Source organism: Kribbella sp. NBC_00709, assembly GCF_036226565.1.
Taxonomy (GTDB): Bacteria; Actinomycetota; Actinomycetes; order Propionibacteriales; family Kribbellaceae; genus Kribbella.
In genome coordinates this window covers 8,219,492-8,235,640 of the sequence record NZ_CP108996.1, presented here as the reverse complement: position 1 = coordinate 8,235,640, position 16,149 = coordinate 8,219,492, and the positions used below count along the sequence as shown (strand labels likewise).

General features: G+C 69.1%; 17 protein-coding genes. 13 read left to right on the top strand and 4 right to left on the bottom strand.

What is annotated here, in order from left to right:
• Nucleotides 1–4: 4 nt before the first annotated feature.
• The gene (aroQ, locus tag OHA18_RS40035) at nucleotides 5–439 is read left to right on the top strand and encodes a type II 3-dehydroquinate dehydratase (RefSeq protein ID WP_329006206.1); all 435 of its coding nucleotides are present in this window, start codon (nucleotides 5–7) and stop codon (nucleotides 437–439) included.
• A 299-nt stretch (nucleotides 440–738) separates the two neighbouring features.
• Nucleotides 739–1,428, top strand: coding sequence for a response regulator transcription factor (locus OHA18_RS40030; protein ID WP_329000621.1), 690 nt, complete (start codon nucleotides 739–741; stop codon nucleotides 1,426–1,428).
• A 39-nt stretch (nucleotides 1,429–1,467) separates the two neighbouring features.
• Here the strand turns inward: OHA18_RS40030 and OHA18_RS40025 are convergent, their stop codons facing one another.
• Both OHA18_RS40025 and OHA18_RS40020 read right to left on the bottom strand, forming a co-directional pair.
• Nucleotides 1,468–2,070 (bottom strand): NAD(P)-dependent oxidoreductase, encoded by a 603-nt coding sequence (locus tag OHA18_RS40025; RefSeq protein ID WP_329000620.1) that lies wholly within the window; start codon nucleotides 2,068–2,070, stop codon nucleotides 1,468–1,470.
• Nucleotide 2,071: 1 nt separating this feature from the next.
• Entirely contained in the window at nucleotides 2,072–2,977 is a 906-nt protein-coding gene (locus OHA18_RS40020) for an EamA family transporter (RefSeq protein ID WP_329000619.1), read from the bottom strand.
• A gap of 73 nt (nucleotides 2,978–3,050) precedes the next feature.
• On the opposite strand from OHA18_RS40020, the gene OHA18_RS40015 reads away from it, so the two are divergent.
• Nucleotides 3,051–3,548: a MarR family winged helix-turn-helix transcriptional regulator gene (locus OHA18_RS40015; protein ID WP_329000618.1), complete on the top strand. Its 498-nt coding sequence runs from the start codon at nucleotides 3,051–3,053 to the stop codon at nucleotides 3,546–3,548.
• 7 nt (nucleotides 3,549–3,555) lie between these two features.
• Here OHA18_RS40015 and OHA18_RS40010 read toward each other — a convergent pair whose 3' ends face one another.
• Nucleotides 3,556–4,413 carry a hypothetical protein gene (locus OHA18_RS40010; RefSeq protein ID WP_329000617.1) on the bottom strand — a complete coding sequence of 286 codons (858 nt, stop codon included), beginning with the start codon at nucleotides 4,411–4,413 and terminating at the stop codon, nucleotides 3,556–3,558.
• A 130-nt stretch (nucleotides 4,414–4,543) separates the two neighbouring features.
• Between OHA18_RS40010 and efp the strand changes: the two genes are divergently transcribed.
• Both efp and nusB read left to right on the top strand, forming a co-directional pair.
• Nucleotides 4,544–5,107, top strand: coding sequence for an elongation factor P (gene efp / locus OHA18_RS40005; RefSeq protein ID WP_329000616.1), 564 nt, complete (start codon nucleotides 4,544–4,546; stop codon nucleotides 5,105–5,107).
• Nucleotides 5,108–5,132: 25 nt separating this feature from the next.
• On the top strand, nucleotides 5,133–5,543 hold the full coding sequence (gene nusB / locus OHA18_RS40000; RefSeq protein WP_329000615.1) for a transcription antitermination factor NusB: 411 nt from the start codon (nucleotides 5,133–5,135) through the stop codon (nucleotides 5,541–5,543).
• A gap of 239 nt (nucleotides 5,544–5,782) precedes the next feature.
• On the opposite strand, the gene bldD is transcribed toward nusB, so the two are convergent.
• Nucleotides 5,783–6,298: a transcriptional regulator BldD gene (gene bldD, locus OHA18_RS39995; protein ID WP_130449595.1), complete on the bottom strand. Its 516-nt coding sequence runs from the start codon at nucleotides 6,296–6,298 to the stop codon at nucleotides 5,783–5,785.
• A 205-nt stretch (nucleotides 6,299–6,503) separates the two neighbouring features.
• Here bldD and pyrR point away from each other — a divergent pair, with 205 nt between their 5' ends.
• From pyrR to pyrF, 8 genes are read left to right on the top strand one after another with little or no spacing between them, the layout of a single operon-like run.
• On the top strand, nucleotides 6,504–7,100 hold the full coding sequence (gene pyrR, locus OHA18_RS39990) for a bifunctional pyr operon transcriptional regulator/uracil phosphoribosyltransferase PyrR (protein WP_329000614.1): 597 nt from the start codon (nucleotides 6,504–6,506) through the stop codon (nucleotides 7,098–7,100).
• Complete coding sequence (locus OHA18_RS39985; protein ID WP_329000613.1) at nucleotides 7,100–8,035, top strand: aspartate carbamoyltransferase catalytic subunit; 936 nt, start codon at nucleotides 7,100–7,102, stop codon at nucleotides 8,033–8,035. The genes pyrR and OHA18_RS39985 overlap by 1 nt, the downstream gene beginning before the upstream one ends.
• Nucleotides 8,032–9,324, top strand: a complete 1,293-nt coding sequence (locus OHA18_RS39980; RefSeq protein ID WP_329000612.1) for a dihydroorotase — start codon at nucleotides 8,032–8,034, stop codon at nucleotides 9,322–9,324. Before OHA18_RS39985 ends, OHA18_RS39980 begins: the two co-directional genes overlap by 4 nt.
• On the top strand, nucleotides 9,321–9,815 hold the full coding sequence (locus OHA18_RS39975; RefSeq protein ID WP_329000611.1) for a PH-like domain-containing protein: 495 nt from the start codon (nucleotides 9,321–9,323) through the stop codon (nucleotides 9,813–9,815). Before OHA18_RS39980 ends, OHA18_RS39975 begins: the two co-directional genes overlap by 4 nt.
• Nucleotides 9,812–10,945, top strand: a complete 1,134-nt coding sequence (gene carA / locus OHA18_RS39970; RefSeq protein ID WP_329000610.1) for a glutamine-hydrolyzing carbamoyl-phosphate synthase small subunit — start codon at nucleotides 9,812–9,814, stop codon at nucleotides 10,943–10,945. Before OHA18_RS39975 ends, carA begins: the two co-directional genes overlap by 4 nt.
• On the top strand, nucleotides 10,945–14,250 hold the full coding sequence (carB, locus tag OHA18_RS39965; RefSeq protein ID WP_329000609.1) for a carbamoyl-phosphate synthase large subunit: 3,306 nt from the start codon (nucleotides 10,945–10,947) through the stop codon (nucleotides 14,248–14,250). Before carA ends, carB begins: the two co-directional genes overlap by 1 nt.
• Complete coding sequence (locus OHA18_RS39960) at nucleotides 14,243–15,274, top strand: quinone-dependent dihydroorotate dehydrogenase (RefSeq protein WP_329000608.1); 1,032 nt, start codon at nucleotides 14,243–14,245, stop codon at nucleotides 15,272–15,274. The genes carB and OHA18_RS39960 overlap by 8 nt, the downstream gene beginning before the upstream one ends.
• Nucleotides 15,271–16,134 carry an orotidine-5'-phosphate decarboxylase gene (pyrF, locus tag OHA18_RS39955; RefSeq protein ID WP_329000607.1) on the top strand — a complete coding sequence of 288 codons (864 nt, stop codon included), beginning with the start codon at nucleotides 15,271–15,273 and terminating at the stop codon, nucleotides 16,132–16,134. Before OHA18_RS39960 ends, pyrF begins: the two co-directional genes overlap by 4 nt.
• Nucleotides 16,135–16,149 lie beyond the last annotated feature (15 nt).

The window sequence follows — 16,149 nt, the reverse complement described above, 5'->3', positions numbered from 1 at the left end:
GGATGTGAGCAGGCGGGTGCTGGTGCTGAACGGTCCGAACCTCGGGCGCCTGGGGTCCCGCGAGCCGGAGAAGTACGGCACGACGACGTTCGCCGAGCTGGTCGGGGTGTGCGAGAAGACCGGCGCCGAGCTCGGCTTCGAGGTCGAGGTGCGGCAGACCGACGACGAGGCGGAGCTGGTCGGCTGGCTGCACGAGGCCGCCGACGGCCGGACCCCCGTCGTACTCAACCCGGCCGCCTTCACGCACTACTCGTATGCCTTGCGCGACGCGATCGCGCAGCGGACGGCGCCGTTGATCGAGATCCACCTCACCAACCCGGCCACCCGCGAGGAGTTCCGGCACACCAGCGTCGTCGCCGGGGTGGCGACCGGGACCATCGCCGGCTTCGGCCTGGACTCGTACCGGCTCGCGCTCCGCGCGCTCACCAGCCTGGACTGATAACCAGGCTCACCGGCCTGGCTCATAACCAAACTGCCCTTTCGGGCATCAGGTGGTTGTGGGCAGATTCCACCCGCCCTGCGGGCACAGTTCGCAAGCTCCCGGCCAAGAGACCGGGGTGAGACGCCGGTGAAACGCCGGTGCCTCACGCTAGGCGTTGGGTCGTGACACCGGCTGTCACCGGTCCGAAAGGCCGGCCGGCCGGACGCGCGATCGGGAGGAAATCGACGACTTGGGGGGTTCGTGTGACTACGGATTCGATCCGTTCCGCTCAACAACGCTCTGGGGGAGTGACAGGTATGACGAGTACGAATGGGCACCACCGCATTCCGGTCTGGGTGAAGGCGCTGGACCCGCTGTCGCAGTTCGGGCTGGTGCACGCGCTCCGGCAGCGTCCGGAGATCAGCCTGATCAACGACACGGATCTGGCCGCGGTGATGCCCGGGCTGTCAGGGCTGTCTGGGGACCAGCGCACCACCCCGCCAGTGGTTGCGTTGATCGCCATCGACTCGCTGGACGCCGGGGCCGTCCAGGTACTGCGGGCTGCAACCCAGCGCGGGTGCCGCCGGACCGTGCTGATCGGCAGCACGATCGACGACGACGCGCTGATGACCGCGGTCGAGCTGGGGGTGTCCGGCGTACTGCGCCGTACCGAGGCGACCGCTGACCGGATCGTGCACCTGGTGCAGGCTGCCGCTGCCGGGGACGGCAGCCTGCCCCCGGATCTCCTGGGCCGGTTGCTGGGACAGGTGTCGCGGATGCAGCGGCATGTGCTCGCGCCGCGCGGGCTGTCCCACACCGGGCTGTCCGATCGCGAGACGCAGGTGCTGCGTCTGGTGGCCGACGGCAAAGACACGCAGGAGATCGCGCGTGAGCTGTCCTACTCGGAGCGCACGGTGAAGAATGTCCTGCACGACGTGACCAGCCGGCTGCAGCTGAAGAACCGCTCACATGCCGTCGCGTACGCGCTGCGCGAGGGTCTGATCTGAAATCCGGCCGGCCCTCGCGCGATGCGAGGGCCGGCCGGCCTAGTACCCGACCGTGATGCGCTGCCGGACGTGCTCCGCTCGCTCGGCTTCGTCGACGAGTGCGACCGCGAAGTCCTCCATCGAAATCGCCGAGCTGCCGTCCGCGTCGGTGATCAGATGGTCGTAGCCCTTCCGGTAGCGCCCGGTCCGCGCGCCGGGCTCGAGCAGCGCCGGTGGGCTCACGTACGTCCAGTCCGAACCGCTGGCTGCGCGCACGACGTCGTACTGCTCGTTGCAGGCCAGGGCGATCGGGCGCAGCTCCACCGGGAAGTCGGGGGAGTCGACCAGCAGCACCTCTGTCCCAGGCACGATCAGACTGGCCGCGCCGCCGACCAGGATCAGCCGCACGCCGCTGCCGCGGAGGCCGATGAGCAAACCTTTGGCCGCGGCAACGAGCTCTCCTTCGTCGCCCGGACGCGGTCGGGTCGCACTGATCACCACGTCGTGCCCGGCGCTCAGCCGAGCGACGTCGCCCGGGTCGGCGGCGTCGCCCCGGACCAGGCCGGAGCGGCCGACGGGTGTGACGTGGTGGCCCCGAGCAGCTGCCTCTTGGGTGACACGACTGCCGACGGCGCCGGCTGCACCCCAGACCAGGATCCGCATGTCACCGCTCCCCGGCTGTGACGAGGACAGGGGCTTCGGCGGCGGGCGTTGGCCGGACCTTCCGTCGTACCTGGGCAGTCACGAGGGCTCCGAGCACGATCACCCCGCCGATGGCCTGCCAAGCCGACAGGTGCTGGTCCAGCACCAGCCAGCCGAGTGTCGTCGCCATCACCGGGCTGAGCAGTCCCAGGAACGTCACCTCGGTCGGAGCGAGTTCGCGTAGTCCCCGGAACCACAGTGCATACGCGACTGCGGATCCGAACAGTGCGAGGTAGGAGTAGCCCGCGAGGTTCCGCAGTGTGAAGTCCGGTAGCGCGCCTTCGACTATGAAGGCCACTGGAAGCAGTACTAGTCCGCCGGCGACCAGTTGCCATCCCGTCGTGGCCAGTAGGGGAGCTGGTGACGTCCAGCGCTTGCTGAGTACGACGCCGAACGCCATCACGATCGCACCGCCGACAGCCGCGAGTACGCCCAACATGTCGAGGTGCGCGGTCGCGCGCAGTACCAGAAGGCCGACGCCGAACACTCCGGCGATGGCTGTGAGAACAGTGCGCAGAGACAGGCGCTGCCGCAGCAGTCCGGCCGACAGTACTGCGACTAGTAGTGGCTGAATCGCACCGACTGTCGCGGCCACGCCGCCTGGTAGCCGGTACGCGCCGACGAAGAGCAGTGCGTTGAAGGCACCGATGTTGAGTGTGCCGAGGACCAATGAACGCCACCACCAACTGCCGCGCGGCAGCACCCGGGTGATGGCAATCAGCAGGAGACCGGCCGGCAGTGACCGCAGCAGTGCGGCCAGCAGCGGTCGATGCGGCGGCAGGAACTCGGTGGTGACCAAGTAGGTCGTACCCCACAGCAGCGGCGTGATCGCCGTGACCAGAAGAAGAGAGACTCGATTGCTTAGCACTAAGATAAAGTATCTCAGCGCTAAGCTACTTGCAATCCCTCAGCGCTAAGCAATTCGGCAGTAAGCTGGGCCGATGGCAGATCACGTCGACCTGGTGCTCGAGCAGTGGCGGGCGCGCCGGCCCGACCTGGACGCGTCGCCGATGGGGGTCATCGGCCGGCTGAGCCGGCTCAGCGTGCTCTTCGACGCCGAGCTGCGGCGGAACTTCGCCAAGCACGACCTGGACCGCGCGTCCTTCGACGTCCTGGCGACGCTGCGGCGGAGCAGCCCGGAGCACAGCCTGACGCCGGCCGGGCTGATGCACTCGTCGATGGTGACGTCAGGAGCGATCAGCCAGCGGCTGGATCGGCTGGAGACCCGCGGTCTGGTGACCCGCGCGCCCAGCGAGACCGACGGTCGGGGCGTGCAGGTGACGCTGACGGCCAAGGGGCTCGAGTTGATCGACATGGTGCTGCCGACCCACGTCGACACCGAGTCCCAGCTGCTCTCCGGTCTGTCGGCCGCGGAGCGCGATCAGCTGGCCGGCCTGCTCCGCACCTTGCTGGAATCGCTCGGCGACAAACGCGACTAGCCGGGACCTAGCTGGGAGTGGTCCCGGGCCGTGGTGCGTTGCGGACGGTCTGCCAGAGCTCGTCGATGTCGGACCGGTCCTCCGGCTCGGGCTTGTCGACCCAGCCGCTGGCCCAGACGTTCTCCTCGCGGTCGTCCAGGTTGAAGATCGATTCGGCGAACGCGGCCGAACCGACGTACCGGCCGTCGTCCTCGTCCGGCTCGAAATCGTCGGTGTCGCGGGGAGCCGTCGTGGGTGCGACGAGCGAGCGCGCGTACCGCTGTGCCTCGAGGATCCCCAGCTCGCGCTGCTCGCCCAGCAGCCGGATCGCGCCGACCTCGTTGCCCGCGTTCATCAGCTCGCGGACCTTGGCGTCCAGGTCCTGGTTCGACGTCGGCAGCTGGTTCTGCGGCGGACGATGCCCCGGCGGCTGGTACGGAATCGGGTTGTACTGCACCGGCTGGAACTGGGCCGGCGGCTGGTACATCCCGGTCGGCGGGTGCTGCGTCGAGCCGCCGGGCAGCTGCGACGGCTGACCCGGGGACGACCGCTCGCCCAGATGGCGCGGCTGCCGGCCGTTCTGCATGATCTGCTGGAGCGCGGCCGCGACCTGCTGGCTGCCGGGCGCGCTCCCGGTCTGCGCCGGGAAGGTGGACTGCTGGCTCTGGAGCGGCGCCTGCGGCGGACCGCCCTGGCCGGCCGCCTGCGTGTACTGACCCTGGAACTGGGTCGGCTGGTTACCGCCCTGCTGGGCCTGGATCTTCTCGATCAACGCCTGCACGCGCGGACTGGGCCGGCCGTTCTTGCCGCGGGTGGACTGCTGCTTGGCCTTGTTGATCAGGCTCACGACGATCATGACCACGACGAAGATGATGAATCCGGTCATCGCCGGCCTCCTCCCGTGCACGGTCTGGACTCCCAGCCTACGGCCCACCGGGTGCGCGGAATCGGAAGAAGCGGTGTGTGACCGCTACAATCCGGTGTTACCGCTGATCGAATTCGAAGGGCATACCCGCGTGGCAACGACGAACGACCTCAAGAACGGCATGGTGCTCGACCTGGACGGACAGCTCTGGTCCGTTGTCTGGTTCCAGCATCACAAGCCGGGCAAGGGCGGCGCCATCGTCCGGACGAAGCTCAAGAACGTGCTGTCCGGCAAGGTGGTCGACAAGACCTTCAACGCCGACGTCAAGGTCGAGGTGGCCACGGTCGACAAGCGCGACATGACGTACCTGTACAACGACGGCACGGCGTACGTCTTCATGGACAAGTCGACGTACGAGCAGCTCAACCTGCAGCCCGAGGTGGTCGGTGACTCCGTCCACTTCCTGCTGGAGAACCAGGACGCGATCGTCGCGGTGCACGACGACCTCCCGCTGTACGTCGAGCTCCCCGCCTCGGTCGAGCTCACGGTCGAGTACACCGAGCCGGGTCTGCAGGGCGACCGCTCCAGCGGCGGCACCAAGCCGGCCAAGCTGGAGACCGGTTACGACATCCAGGTCCCGCTGTTCCTGACCACTGGTGAGAAGGTCAAGGTGGACACCCGGACCGGGGACTACCTCGGCCGCGTCACCTCCTGATCCCGCAGAGAGTCGACAACAGAAGATGTCTGCCCGTAGCAAGGCCCGCAAGCGCGCACTCGACGTGCTGTTCGAGTCCGAGGTCAGGGGGCTGCCGGTCGGCGGCACCCTGGCCGACCGGGTAGCCGACAACGACCCGCCGGTGAACGAGTTCACCGTGGCGCTGGTCGAAGGTGTCGCGAAGCACATCGAGCAGATCGACGACCTCCTCGAGACCCACTCGGTGGGCTGGACGCTGGACCGGATGCCGGCCGTCGACCGGAACGTCCTGCGGATCGGCGCCTACGAGCTGCTGTTCGACGACCAGGTGCCGGACGTGGTCGCGGTGAGCGAGGCGGTCGCGCTGGCGCGGGATCTGTCGACGGACGAGTCGCCGACCTTCGTGAACGGGCTGCTGGCGAGACTGCTGCAGCTGAAGCCCACGCTGGGCGTCTGAAGAAATCTGGGCGGTGAGGACGAGGGGGGCGAGCCCTCTCCGAGTCCTCTTTGTGTCTGGCCCGGTGACCGTCTCGGTACGGTCCCGGGCCGCCAATGCGTCCCCGTACGCGGCTGGTGAGGTGTTACCTGCCGCTTCTTGCGTTGTGTTGCTCTGTTCGGTCAGCTGAAGAAGGCGGGCGGCCGCGGGCCAGCTGCTACAAGCCCCGACCGTCTGATGCCTTCGTCAGACGCTGTGCGTCAGGCGCCGGCTGCCTCGGACGATTCCTCGACCTCGCCCTTCGCCTCCGGGTTCAGCACGCCCCAGGAGATGAAACGCTCGGTCAGCGTCGTCGGCGACTCGTCGTAGATCACGGCGAGCGTCCGCATGTCGTCCTGCCGGATCGACAGCACCTTTCCGTTGTAGTCCCCACGCTGAGCCTGGATCGTGGCGGCGTACCGCGTCAGCGGACCCGCCTCGCTCGCGTCGAGGTGTTGCAGAGCCTCCAGGTCGAGGATCAACCGGGGCGGAGCGGCAGCTGCTGCGGCCGCGCTGGCGGAACCAGGGAGCAGTTCACGGATGGGCACGCCGTAGAAATCGGCGAGCTCCGCGAGCTTCTGGACCGTGACGGCTCGATCGCCACGCTCGTAAGAGCCGACGACGACCGCCTTCCAGCGACCCTTGGACTTCTCTTCCACACCATGCAGCGACAGCCCTTGCTGCTGGCGGATGGCGCGTAGCTTGCCACCCAGTGTCTTCGCGTATTCGCTAGGCACGCTGGTCTTCCCTCCGACTAGTTTCGTCATGTCCGGCCCGCAGGGAACGGGCCGAAAGGTGAAACCCCCCTCGATTACACAGAGTAACAATATTCTGGGTCAGAGGCCAGCGTCAAGACGGCGTGTCACATCCGATACCATGTCAAGCGGTCCGAACGTCCTTTAAAGACCCGTCCAGAGAGGCGGGAAAGGAGGAACGGTAGCGATGAGCCCTGCCCAGAGCGCAGAGCAACCCGAGTTCACGCAGCCGCCGCAGCACAGTGGTCGCGAAGTTCTCGACGCTTCCGACATTTCCCGGGCACTGACCCGGATCGCCCACGAGATTCTCGAGCGGAACCGCGGCGCCGACCCGGTCGTCCTGCTCGGCATTCCCACCCGCGGAGTCCCGCTGGCGCAGCGCGTCTCGGCCCGCATCCAGGCCGTCGAGGGGCAGAGCGTGCCGACAGGGTCACTCGACGTGACCATGTACCGCGACGATATCGGTCTCAAACCACCCCGTGGCCTCGAGCACACCGACATCCCCGCCGACGGGATCGACGGCAAGGTCGTCGTCCTGGTCGACGACGTGCTGTTCTCCGGCCGGACGATCCGCGCGGCCCTCGACGCGCTCGGCGACATCGGCCGCCCGCGCGCGGTCCAGCTCGCCGTGCTGGTCGATCGCGGCCACCGCGAGCTGCCGATCCGCGCCGACTACGTCGGCAAGAACCTGCCGACCTCGCTGGTGGAGCGCGTCACCGTGCACCTCACCGAGCTCGACGGGGAAGACGCCGTACTGATCGCCGACAAGGGGGCGAAGGGCTGATGAAGCACCTGTTGAGTGCGGGGGACCTGAGCCGCGACGAGGCCAACCTGATCCTCGACACCGCCGAGGAGATGCGGTCGCTGGCCGACCGCCCGATCAAGAAGCTGCCCGCGCTGCGCGGGCGGACCGTGGTCAATCTGTTCTTCGAGGACTCGACCCGGACCCGGATCTCGTTCGAGGCGGCCGCCAAGCGGCTGTCGGCGGACGTGATCAACTTCTCCGCCAAGGGCTCGAGCGTGAGCAAGGGCGAGAGCCTGAAGGACACCGCGCTGACGCTGCAGGCGATGGGCGCGGACGGTGTAGTCTGCCGGCACGGCTCGTCCGGCGCGCCGCATCTGCTGGCGAAGTCCGGCTGGATGACCGGCTCGGTGGTGAACGCCGGTGACGGCACGCACGAGCATCCGACGCAGGCCCTGCTCGACGCGTTCACGATGCGCCGGCACCTCGGCTCGCTCGACGGGCGCCGGATCACGATCGTCGGCGACGTCCTGCACTCGCGGGTCGCCCGGTCGAACGTGCTGCTGCTCTCGACGCTCGGCGCCGAGGTGACCGTGGTCGCGCCGCCGACGCTGCTGCCGGTCGACATGACCAGCTGGCCGTGCGCGACGTCGTACGACCTGGACGGCACGCTGCCGAAGACCGACGCGGTGATGATGCTGCGGGTGCAGCGGGAGCGGATGAACGACGCGTTCTTCCCGAGCGCCCGCGAGTACACCCGCCGGTACGGGCTCGACGTGCACCGGATGGCGCAGCTGCCGGACGACACGATCGTGATGCACCCGGGACCGATGAACCGCGGCATGGAGATCAGCGCCGAGGTCGCCGACTCGACCCGCTCGGTGATCGTCGAGCAGGTCACCAACGGCGTGGCGATCCGCATGGCCGTCCTGTACCTGCTGCTATCTGGAAGCAACGAAGAGGAGCAAACCGCGTGAGCGCGTACCTGATCACCGGAGCCGAGATCGTCGGCGGTGAGGTGGCGGACCTGCTGATCGACAACGGCGAGATCGTTGCCGTCGGCACCAACGTCCCGGCCCCGGACGGTACGACGAGGATCGATGCAGCCGGCCTGGTCGCGCTGCCCGGGCTGGTCGACCTGCACACGCACCTGCGCGAGCCCGGCCGGGAGGACGCCGAGACCGTGCTGACCGGCACCCGGGCGGCGGCCAGGGGCGGGTTCACCGCGGTGTTCGCGATGGCCAACACCGACCCGGTCGCGGACACCGCCGGCGTCGTCGAGCAGGTCTGGCGCCTCGGCCGCGACGCCGGGTACGCCGACGTGTACCCGATCGGCGCGGTCACCGTCGGCCGGAAGGGCACGCAGCTCGCGGAGCTCGGCGCGATGGCGGACTCGGCGGCCCGGGTCCGGGTGTTCTCCGACGACGGCGACTGCGTGTGGGACGCGGCGTTGATGCGGCGCGCACTCGAGTACGTGAAGGCGTTCGACGGTGTGATCGCCCAGCACGCGCAGGAGCCGCGGCTGACCCAGGGCGCGCAGATGAACGAGGGCGCGCTGTCCGGCGTGCTCGGACTGACCGGCTGGCCGAGTGTCGCCGAGGAGGCGATCATCGCCCGCGACATCCTGCTCAACGCGCACGTCGGGTCGAAGCTGCACATCTGCCACCTGTCCACCAAGGGCTCGGTGGAGATCGTCCGCGCCGCCAAGCGCCGCGGGCTCGAGGTCACCGCCGAGGTCACCCCGCACCACCTGCTGCTGACCGAGGACCTGGCCGCCTCCTACAACCCGGTGTACAAGGTGAACCCGCCGCTGCGCACCAAGGAGGATGTCGAGGCGGTCCGCGAGGGTCTGGCCGACGGCACGATCGACATCGTCGCCACCGACCACGCGCCGCACCCGGTGGAGGACAAGGACTGCGAGTGGAGTGCGGCCGCGCCCGGCATGATCGGGCTCGAGACCGCGCTCAGCGTCGTACAGCACGCGATGATCGACACCGGGCTGCTGACCTGGTCCGAGGTCGCCGACCGGATGAGCTACCGGCCGGCCGCGATCGGCCAGATCTCGGAGCACGGCCGTCCGCTCGAAGTGGGTGCGCCGGCGAACGTCGTCCTGTACGACCCCAGGGTCGAGCGGACCGTCGCACCGACCGAGTCGGTGTCGCTGTCGCGGAACACGCCGTTCGAGGGGATGACGCTGCCGGGCAAGGTGGTCGCGACGTTCCTGCGCGGTGTGCCGACCGTCCTGGACGGTGAGCTGACCCGGTGAAGGCCTTCCTGGGCATTCTGGGCACGCTGCTGGTGCTGGCAGCGGCCTACTTCGGCATGTACCGGGGCTGGCGGAACCGTCAGTCCCGGCAGTCCGACCTCGCGCCGCTGCCCGCGGCGCCTGATGAGGGCAAACCCCGCGGCGTCGAGGGCGTGTACGTCGCGACGACGAGCGCCGGCGACTGGATGGACCGGATCGCCGTGCACGAACTGGGCGTCCGCAGTATCGCGGACCTGGCCGTCAGTGAGGCCGGCCTGATCTTCCACCGGCAGGGCGCGGCGGACGTGTTCATCCCCGTGGACCAGCTGACCTCCGTCCGGACCGACCGTGGCATCGCCGGCAAGGTGACCGCGGAGAAGTCCGGCCTGGTCGTGGTCACCTGGACCCACGACGGCCGCGAGCTCGACACCGGGTTCCGCCCGCGTCGCAAGGCCGACACCGCCGCCCTGACCGAATCCATCGCAACACTGATCGGAGCCGAGCAAAGATGAGCCAGCCCGCATCACATCCGGCGCTGCTGGTCCTCGAGGACGGGCGGTCGTTCGCCGGCACGTCGTACGGGGCGACCGGCGAGACCTACGGCGAGGCGGTGTTCACCACCGGCATGACCGGCTACCAGGAGACGCTGACCGACCCGTCGTACCACCGCCAGATCGTCACCCAGACCGCGCCGCACATCGGCAACACCGGCGTCAACGACGAGGACGACGAGTCGCAGCGGATCTGGGTCGCCGGGTACGTCGTCCGCGACCCGGCCCGCGTGCCGTCCAACTGGCGCGCCCGCAGGTCCCTGGACGACCAGCTGAAGAGCCAGGGGATCGTCGGGATCTCCGGCATCGACACCCGCGCACTGACGCGGCACCTGCGCGAACGCGGCGCGATGCGGGCCGGGATCTCCACCGAGATCCTCGACCCGGCCGCGCTGCTGGCGAAGGTCCTGGAGCAGCCGCCGATGGCCGGTGCCGACCTTGCCGACGAGGTGACCACCGCCGAGACGTACGTCGTACCGGCGATCGGCGAACGCAGGTTCACCGTGGTCGCGCTCGACCTCGGGATCAAGTCGATGACGCCGAAGCGGATGGCCGAGCGCGGCATCGAGGTGCATGTGCTGCCGGCCACCGCGTCGCTGGACGACGTCCTCGCGGTGAACCCGGACGGCATCTTCATGAGCAACGGCCCGGGCGACCCGGAGACCACCGAGCACCCGACCACGCTGCTCAAGGAGCTGCTGCAGCGCGGCAAGCCGTACTTCGGGATCTGCTTCGGCAACCAGGTGTTCGGGCGGGCGCTCGGACTGGGAACGTTCAAGCTGAAGTACGGGCACCGCGGCATCAACCAGCCGGTGCTCGACCGAGCGACCGGGAAGGTCGAGATCACCGCGCAGAACCACGGGTTCGCGGTCGACGCGCCGCTCGAGGGGACGGTCGAGACGCCGTACGGCACGGCCGAGGTGTCGCATGTGTCCTTGAACGACAACGTGGTCGAGGGGCTGAAGCTCACCGGTAAGGACGGTCGGGTGCTGGCCTTCTCGGTGCAGTACCACCCGGAGGCGGCGGCGGGTCCACACGACTCTGCCTACCTGTTCGACCGGTTCATGGAACTGATGGAGGGGCGGGCCTGATGCCAAGGCGTACAGACATCGAGTCGGTGCTGGTCATCGGCTCCGGACCGATCGTGATCGGTCAGGCCTGCGAGTTCGACTACTCCGGCACGCAGGCCTGCCGGGTGCTGCGCGAGGAGGGCTTCCGGGTCGTCCTGGTGAACTCCAACCCGGCCACGATCATGACCGACCCGGAGTTCGCCGACGCCACGTACGTCGAGCCGATCACCCCGGAGTTCGTCGAGAAGGTGATCGAGAAGGAGCGGCCGAACGCGCTGCTCGCGACGCTCGGCGGGCAGACCGCGCTGAACGCGGCGATCGCGCTGCACGAGAACGGCGTCCTCGAGAAGTACGGCGTGGAGTTGATCGGCGCGTCGGTCGACGCGATCCAGCGCGGCGAGAACCGGGAGTCGTTCAAGCACATCGTCGAGAAGCTCGGCGCGGAGGTCGCCCGGTCGGTCATCTGCCACACGCTGGACGACGTGATGGGCGCGGCCGCCGAGCTCGGGTACCCGCTCGTGGTGCGGCCGTCGTTCACCATGGGCGGCGTCGGCTCGGGCATGGCGTACGACGAGGCCGACCTGCGCCGGATCGCCGGCGCCGGGCTGCACGCCTCGCCGACGACCGAGGTCCTGATCGAGGAGTCGATCCTCGGCTGGAAGGAGTACGAGCTGGAGGTGATGCGCGACAAGGCCGACAACGTCGTGATCATCTGCTCGATCGAGAACGTCGACCCGATGGGCGTGCACACCGGCGACTCGGTCACGGTCGCGCCGGCGATGACGCTGACCGACCGCGAGTACCAGGTCATGCGGGACCTTGCCATCGGCATCATCCGCGAGGTCGGCGTCGACACCGGCGGCTGCAACATCCAGTTCGCGGTGGACCCGGCCGACGGCCGGCTGATCGTGATCGAGATGAACCCGCGGGTCTCCCGCTCGTCCGCACTCGCGTCGAAGGCGACCGGCTTCCCGATCGCGAAGATCGCGGCGAAGGTTGCCATCGGCTACACGTTGGACGAGATCCCGAACGACATCACCAAGCAGACCCCGGCCAGCTTCGAGCCGACGCTGGACTACGTGGTGGTGAAGGTGCCGCGGTTCGCGTTCGAGAAGTTCCCGGCCGCGGACGCGACGCTGACCACGCACATGAAGAGCGTCGGCGAGGCGATGGCGATCGGCCGCAACTACACCGAGGCGCTGCAGAAGGCGCTGCGCTCGCTGGAGAAGCCCGAAGCCCGGTTCTCCTGGGCAGGTTCGCCGGCGACCGACCTGGAGCCGTTGCTGGAGGCAATCAAGACGCCGCAGGACGGCCGGCTGCGGATCATCATGGACGCGATCCGGGCCGGTGTGACGCCGGAGCAGGTCTTCGAGGCGACGCGTATCGACCCGTGGTTCGTGGACCAGATGTACCTGCTCCACGAGACCGCGTTGCAGGTCGCGGCCGCGCCCCGGCTGACGCCCGAGGTGATCAAGCTGGCCAAGCGGCACGGGTTCTCCGATCTGCAGCTGGCCGAGATCCGCGGGCTGACCGAGGACGTCGTCCGCGGCGTGCGGCAGGCGCTCGGGATCCGGCCGGTCTACAAGACGGTCGACACCTGCGCGGCCGAGTTCAAGGCCGAGACGCCGTACCACTACTCGTCGTACGACGAGGAGACCGAGGTCGCGCCGCGGGAGACCCCGGCCGTGCTGATCCTCGGCTCGGGGCCGAACCGGATCGGGCAGGGGATCGAGTTCGACTACTCCTGCGTGCACGCGTCGATGGCGCTGCGCGAGGCCGGCTACTGCACGGTGATGGTGAACTGCAACCCGGAGACGGTCTCGACCGACTACGACACCTCCGACCGGCTGTACTTCGAGCCGCTCACCTGCGAGGACGTCCTCGAGATCGTGTACGCCGAGATGCAGGCCGGCCCGGTCGCGGGCGTGATCGTGCAGCTCGGCGGGCAGACGCCGCTCGGGTTGGCGCAGCGGCTCGCGGATGCCGGCGTACCGATCGTCGGGACGTCGCCGGAAGCCATTCACCTGGCCGAGGAGCGGGGCGCGTTCGGCAAGGTGCTCGCGGATGCACAGCTGCCGGCGCCGAAGCACGGTACGGCGCGGTCCGCGGACGAGGCGCAGGCGGTGGCCGAGGAGATCGGGTTCCCGGTGCTCGTGCGGCCGTCGTACGTGCTGGGTGGCCGCGGGATGGAGATCGTCTACAGCGCGGCCGAGCTGAGTGCGGCGCTGGACCGGCTCAGCGCCGGCTCGGGGTCGTGGGAGCACCCGGTGCTGATCGACCGGTTCCTGGACGACGCGGTCGAGATCGACGTGGACGGGCTGTTCGACGGCGACGAGTTGTTCCTCGGCGGCGTGATGGAGCACATCGAAGAGGCGGGGGTGCACTCCGGTGACTCGTCCTGCGCGCTGCCGCCGATCACGCTCGGCAACGCGGACATCGAGAAGCTCCGCGCCTCGACCGAGGCGATCGCGCGCGGCGTCGGCGTCCGCGGACTGATCAACATCCAGTACGCGCTGGCCGGCGATGTGCTCTACGTGCTGGAGGCGAACCCGCGGGCGTCGCGGACGGTGCCGTTCGTGTCGAAGGCGACCGCGACACCGCTGGCCAAGGCCGCCGCCAGGGTGATGCTCGGGGCAACCATCTCGGAGCTGCGGACCGAGGGTCTGCTGCCCGCCGTGGGCGATGGCGGCACGCTGCCGACCTCGACGCCGATCGCGGTGAAGGAAGCGGTGATGCCGTTCAACCGGTTCCGGACCATCGACGGCGCGTCGGTCGACACGGTGCTCGGGCCGGAGATGAAGTCCACCGGCGAGGTGATGGGCATCGACGACACCTTCGGTACGGCGTTCGCGAAGTCGCAGGCGGGGGCCTCGCAGCCGCTGCCGATCAACGGCAAGGTGTTCGTGTCGGTCGCGAACCGGGACAAGCGGCACATGATCTTCCCGGTCAAGCGGCTGGCGGATCTCGGCTTCCAGATCTACGCGACCGAAGGTACGGCGGACGTGCTGCGGCGCAACGGGGTCGATGCCGTCACCGTGCGCAAGAGCAGCCAGGGCCCCGGCCCGAACGGCGAGCCGACGATCGTCCAGATGGTCCAGGACGGCGAGCTGAACCTGATCGTCAACACACCGATCGGGATCACCCAGGGCGGTTCGCCCCGGCTCGACGGGTACGAGATCCGCAGCGCGGCGGTGGCGCGGAACATCCCGTGCATCACCACGGTGCAGGGGCTGGCGGCCGCCGTCCAGGGGATCGAGGCGCAGCGCGCCGGGGACATCGGCGTACGGTCCCTGCAGGACTGGGTGCCGAGGATCCGCGGTGTATAGGCAGGTAGTGCGACCTGTTCTGTATCGCTTGGGTAAGGGTGACGCAGAGATCGCCCATGAGCAGACACTCAAGGGGATGCGCCTGCTCGGGCGCATCCCGGGCAGTCCTGCTCTTGGGGCCCGGGTCTTCGGTCCGGCCTCACCACGGACGGTCTTCGGGATCCGGTTCCCGTCGCCGGTCGGGCTCGCGGCGGGCATGGACAAGAACGGGATCGCGCTGCGCGCGTGGCCGGCGATCGGGTTCGGCTTCGTCGAGGTCGGCACGGTCACTGCGCATCCGCAGCCCGGGAACCCTCGGCCGCGGTTGTTCCGGTTGGTCGAGCACGAGGCGGTCATCAACCGGATGGGCTTCAACAACCTCGGCAGCGAGGCGCTGGCGGCCCGGCTGGCGGCGTACGGCGACCTCGGCTACCCGCTCGGCATCTCGATCGGCAAGTCGAAGGTGACACCGCTGGAGGACGCGGTCGAGGACTACGTGACCTCACTGCGCCGCCTCTACCGGTACGGCGACTATTTCGCGGTCAACGTCTCGTCGCCGAACACGCCGGGACTGCGCGCGCTGCAGGACGCGGGCCACCTCCGCGACCTGCTCACCGCACTGCGGTCCGAGGCGGCCGGTCTGACCGCGGCCGGTCTGACGCCGAAACCGATCCTGGTGAAGATCGCGCCGGACCTCACCACGTCCGCGATCGACGAGCTGCTCCAGGTCTGCACCGAGGTCGGCATCGCCGGCATCATCGCCACCAACACGACCATCACCAGGCCCGGCGTCGAGTCCCACCCGCTGGCTGCCGAGACCGGCGGCCTGTCGGGCCGGCCGGTGGGAGAGATCGCGGCCAAGACCGTCGCCCATATCCACAACGAGACCGGGGGAGCGCTACCGGTGATCGGTGTCGGCGGGATCGTCGAGCCCTCCGACGCCACCCGCCTGTTCGACGCCGGCGCCAGTCTCGTCCAGGTGTACACCGGCCTGATCTACCGAGGCCCCGGACTGATCCGGAAGATCAACAGGAGCTTGCCATGAGCAACGAAACCTTCGGGAGCGAGATGCGCAACAAGCCTTTCGGGACGCGGCTGCGGGCCGCCATGGACGCCCGCGGACCACTCTGCGTCGGCATCGACCCACACCAGCACCTGCTGGACTCGTGGGGCCTGCCGGACACCGCCGAGGGCCTCGCCTCGTTCACGTACGGCGTCGTCGACGCGCTCGCCGACCGGGTCGCGGTGTTCAAGCCGCAGTCCGCGTTCTTCGAGCGGTTCGGGTCGGCGGGCATCGCCGTACTCGAGCAGGCGACGATCCGGCTGCGGGACGCCGGCGCACTGGTGATCATCGACGCGAAGCGCGGTGACATCGGGAGCACGATGGGCGGCTACGCGGCGGCGTACCTGGCGGAGAAGGGGCCGCTGGCGTGCGACGCGCTGACGGTCAGCCCCTACCTCGGGTTCGGCTCGCTGCAGCCGGCCATCGACGTGGCGCGCGAGTCCGGGGCCGGGCTGTTCGTGCTGGCCTTGACGTCGAACCCGGAAGGCCCGCAGTTCCAGACCGCCCGCACAGCCGACGGCCCGACCGTCGCCGGCGCAGTCCTCGACGGTCTGCGCGAACTGAACGCCGGCACCGACGACCTCGGCTCCTTCGGCGCTGTCGTTGGCGCGACCATCAGTTCGACCGCCGAGAACCTCGACATCAACGGCCCGCTCCTGGCCCCCGGCCTCGGTGCCCAGGGCGGCACGGCCGAGGGTCTGACCCAGGTGTTCGGCCCGGCGGTCCGCAACGTCGTACCGTCCAGCTCCCGCGAGATCCTCGGCGCGGGACCGGATGCGACCGCTCTCCAGGACGCAGCCGGACGGGCCAACGACGCGTACCGGACGGTTCTCGGCTACTGAGAGATCTGCGATCCT

Coding starts and splice junctions, on each gene's coding strand:
- carB (WP_329000609.1), top strand. CDS start 10,945: ATGCCAAGGCGTACAGACATCGAGTCGGTGCTGGTCATCGGCTCCGGA.
- nusB (WP_329000615.1), top strand. CDS start 5,133: ATGTCTGCCCGTAGCAAGGCCCGCAAGCGCGCACTCGACGTGCTGTTC.
- OHA18_RS40015 (WP_329000618.1), top strand. CDS start 3,051: ATGGCAGATCACGTCGACCTGGTGCTCGAGCAGTGGCGGGCGCGCCGG.
- pyrR (WP_329000614.1), top strand. CDS start 6,504: ATGAGCCCTGCCCAGAGCGCAGAGCAACCCGAGTTCACGCAGCCGCCG.
- OHA18_RS40025 (WP_329000620.1), bottom strand. CDS start 2,070: ATGCGGATCCTGGTCTGGGGTGCAGCCGGCGCCGTCGGCAGTCGTGTC.
- OHA18_RS39985 (WP_329000613.1), top strand. CDS start 7,100: ATGAAGCACCTGTTGAGTGCGGGGGACCTGAGCCGCGACGAGGCCAAC.
- OHA18_RS40010 (WP_329000617.1), bottom strand. CDS start 4,413: ATGACCGGATTCATCATCTTCGTCGTGGTCATGATCGTCGTGAGCCTG.
- pyrF (WP_329000607.1), top strand. CDS start 15,271: ATGAGCAACGAAACCTTCGGGAGCGAGATGCGCAACAAGCCTTTCGGG.
- OHA18_RS40030 (WP_329000621.1), top strand. CDS start 739: ATGACGAGTACGAATGGGCACCACCGCATTCCGGTCTGGGTGAAGGCG.
- carA (WP_329000610.1), top strand. CDS start 9,812: ATGAGCCAGCCCGCATCACATCCGGCGCTGCTGGTCCTCGAGGACGGG.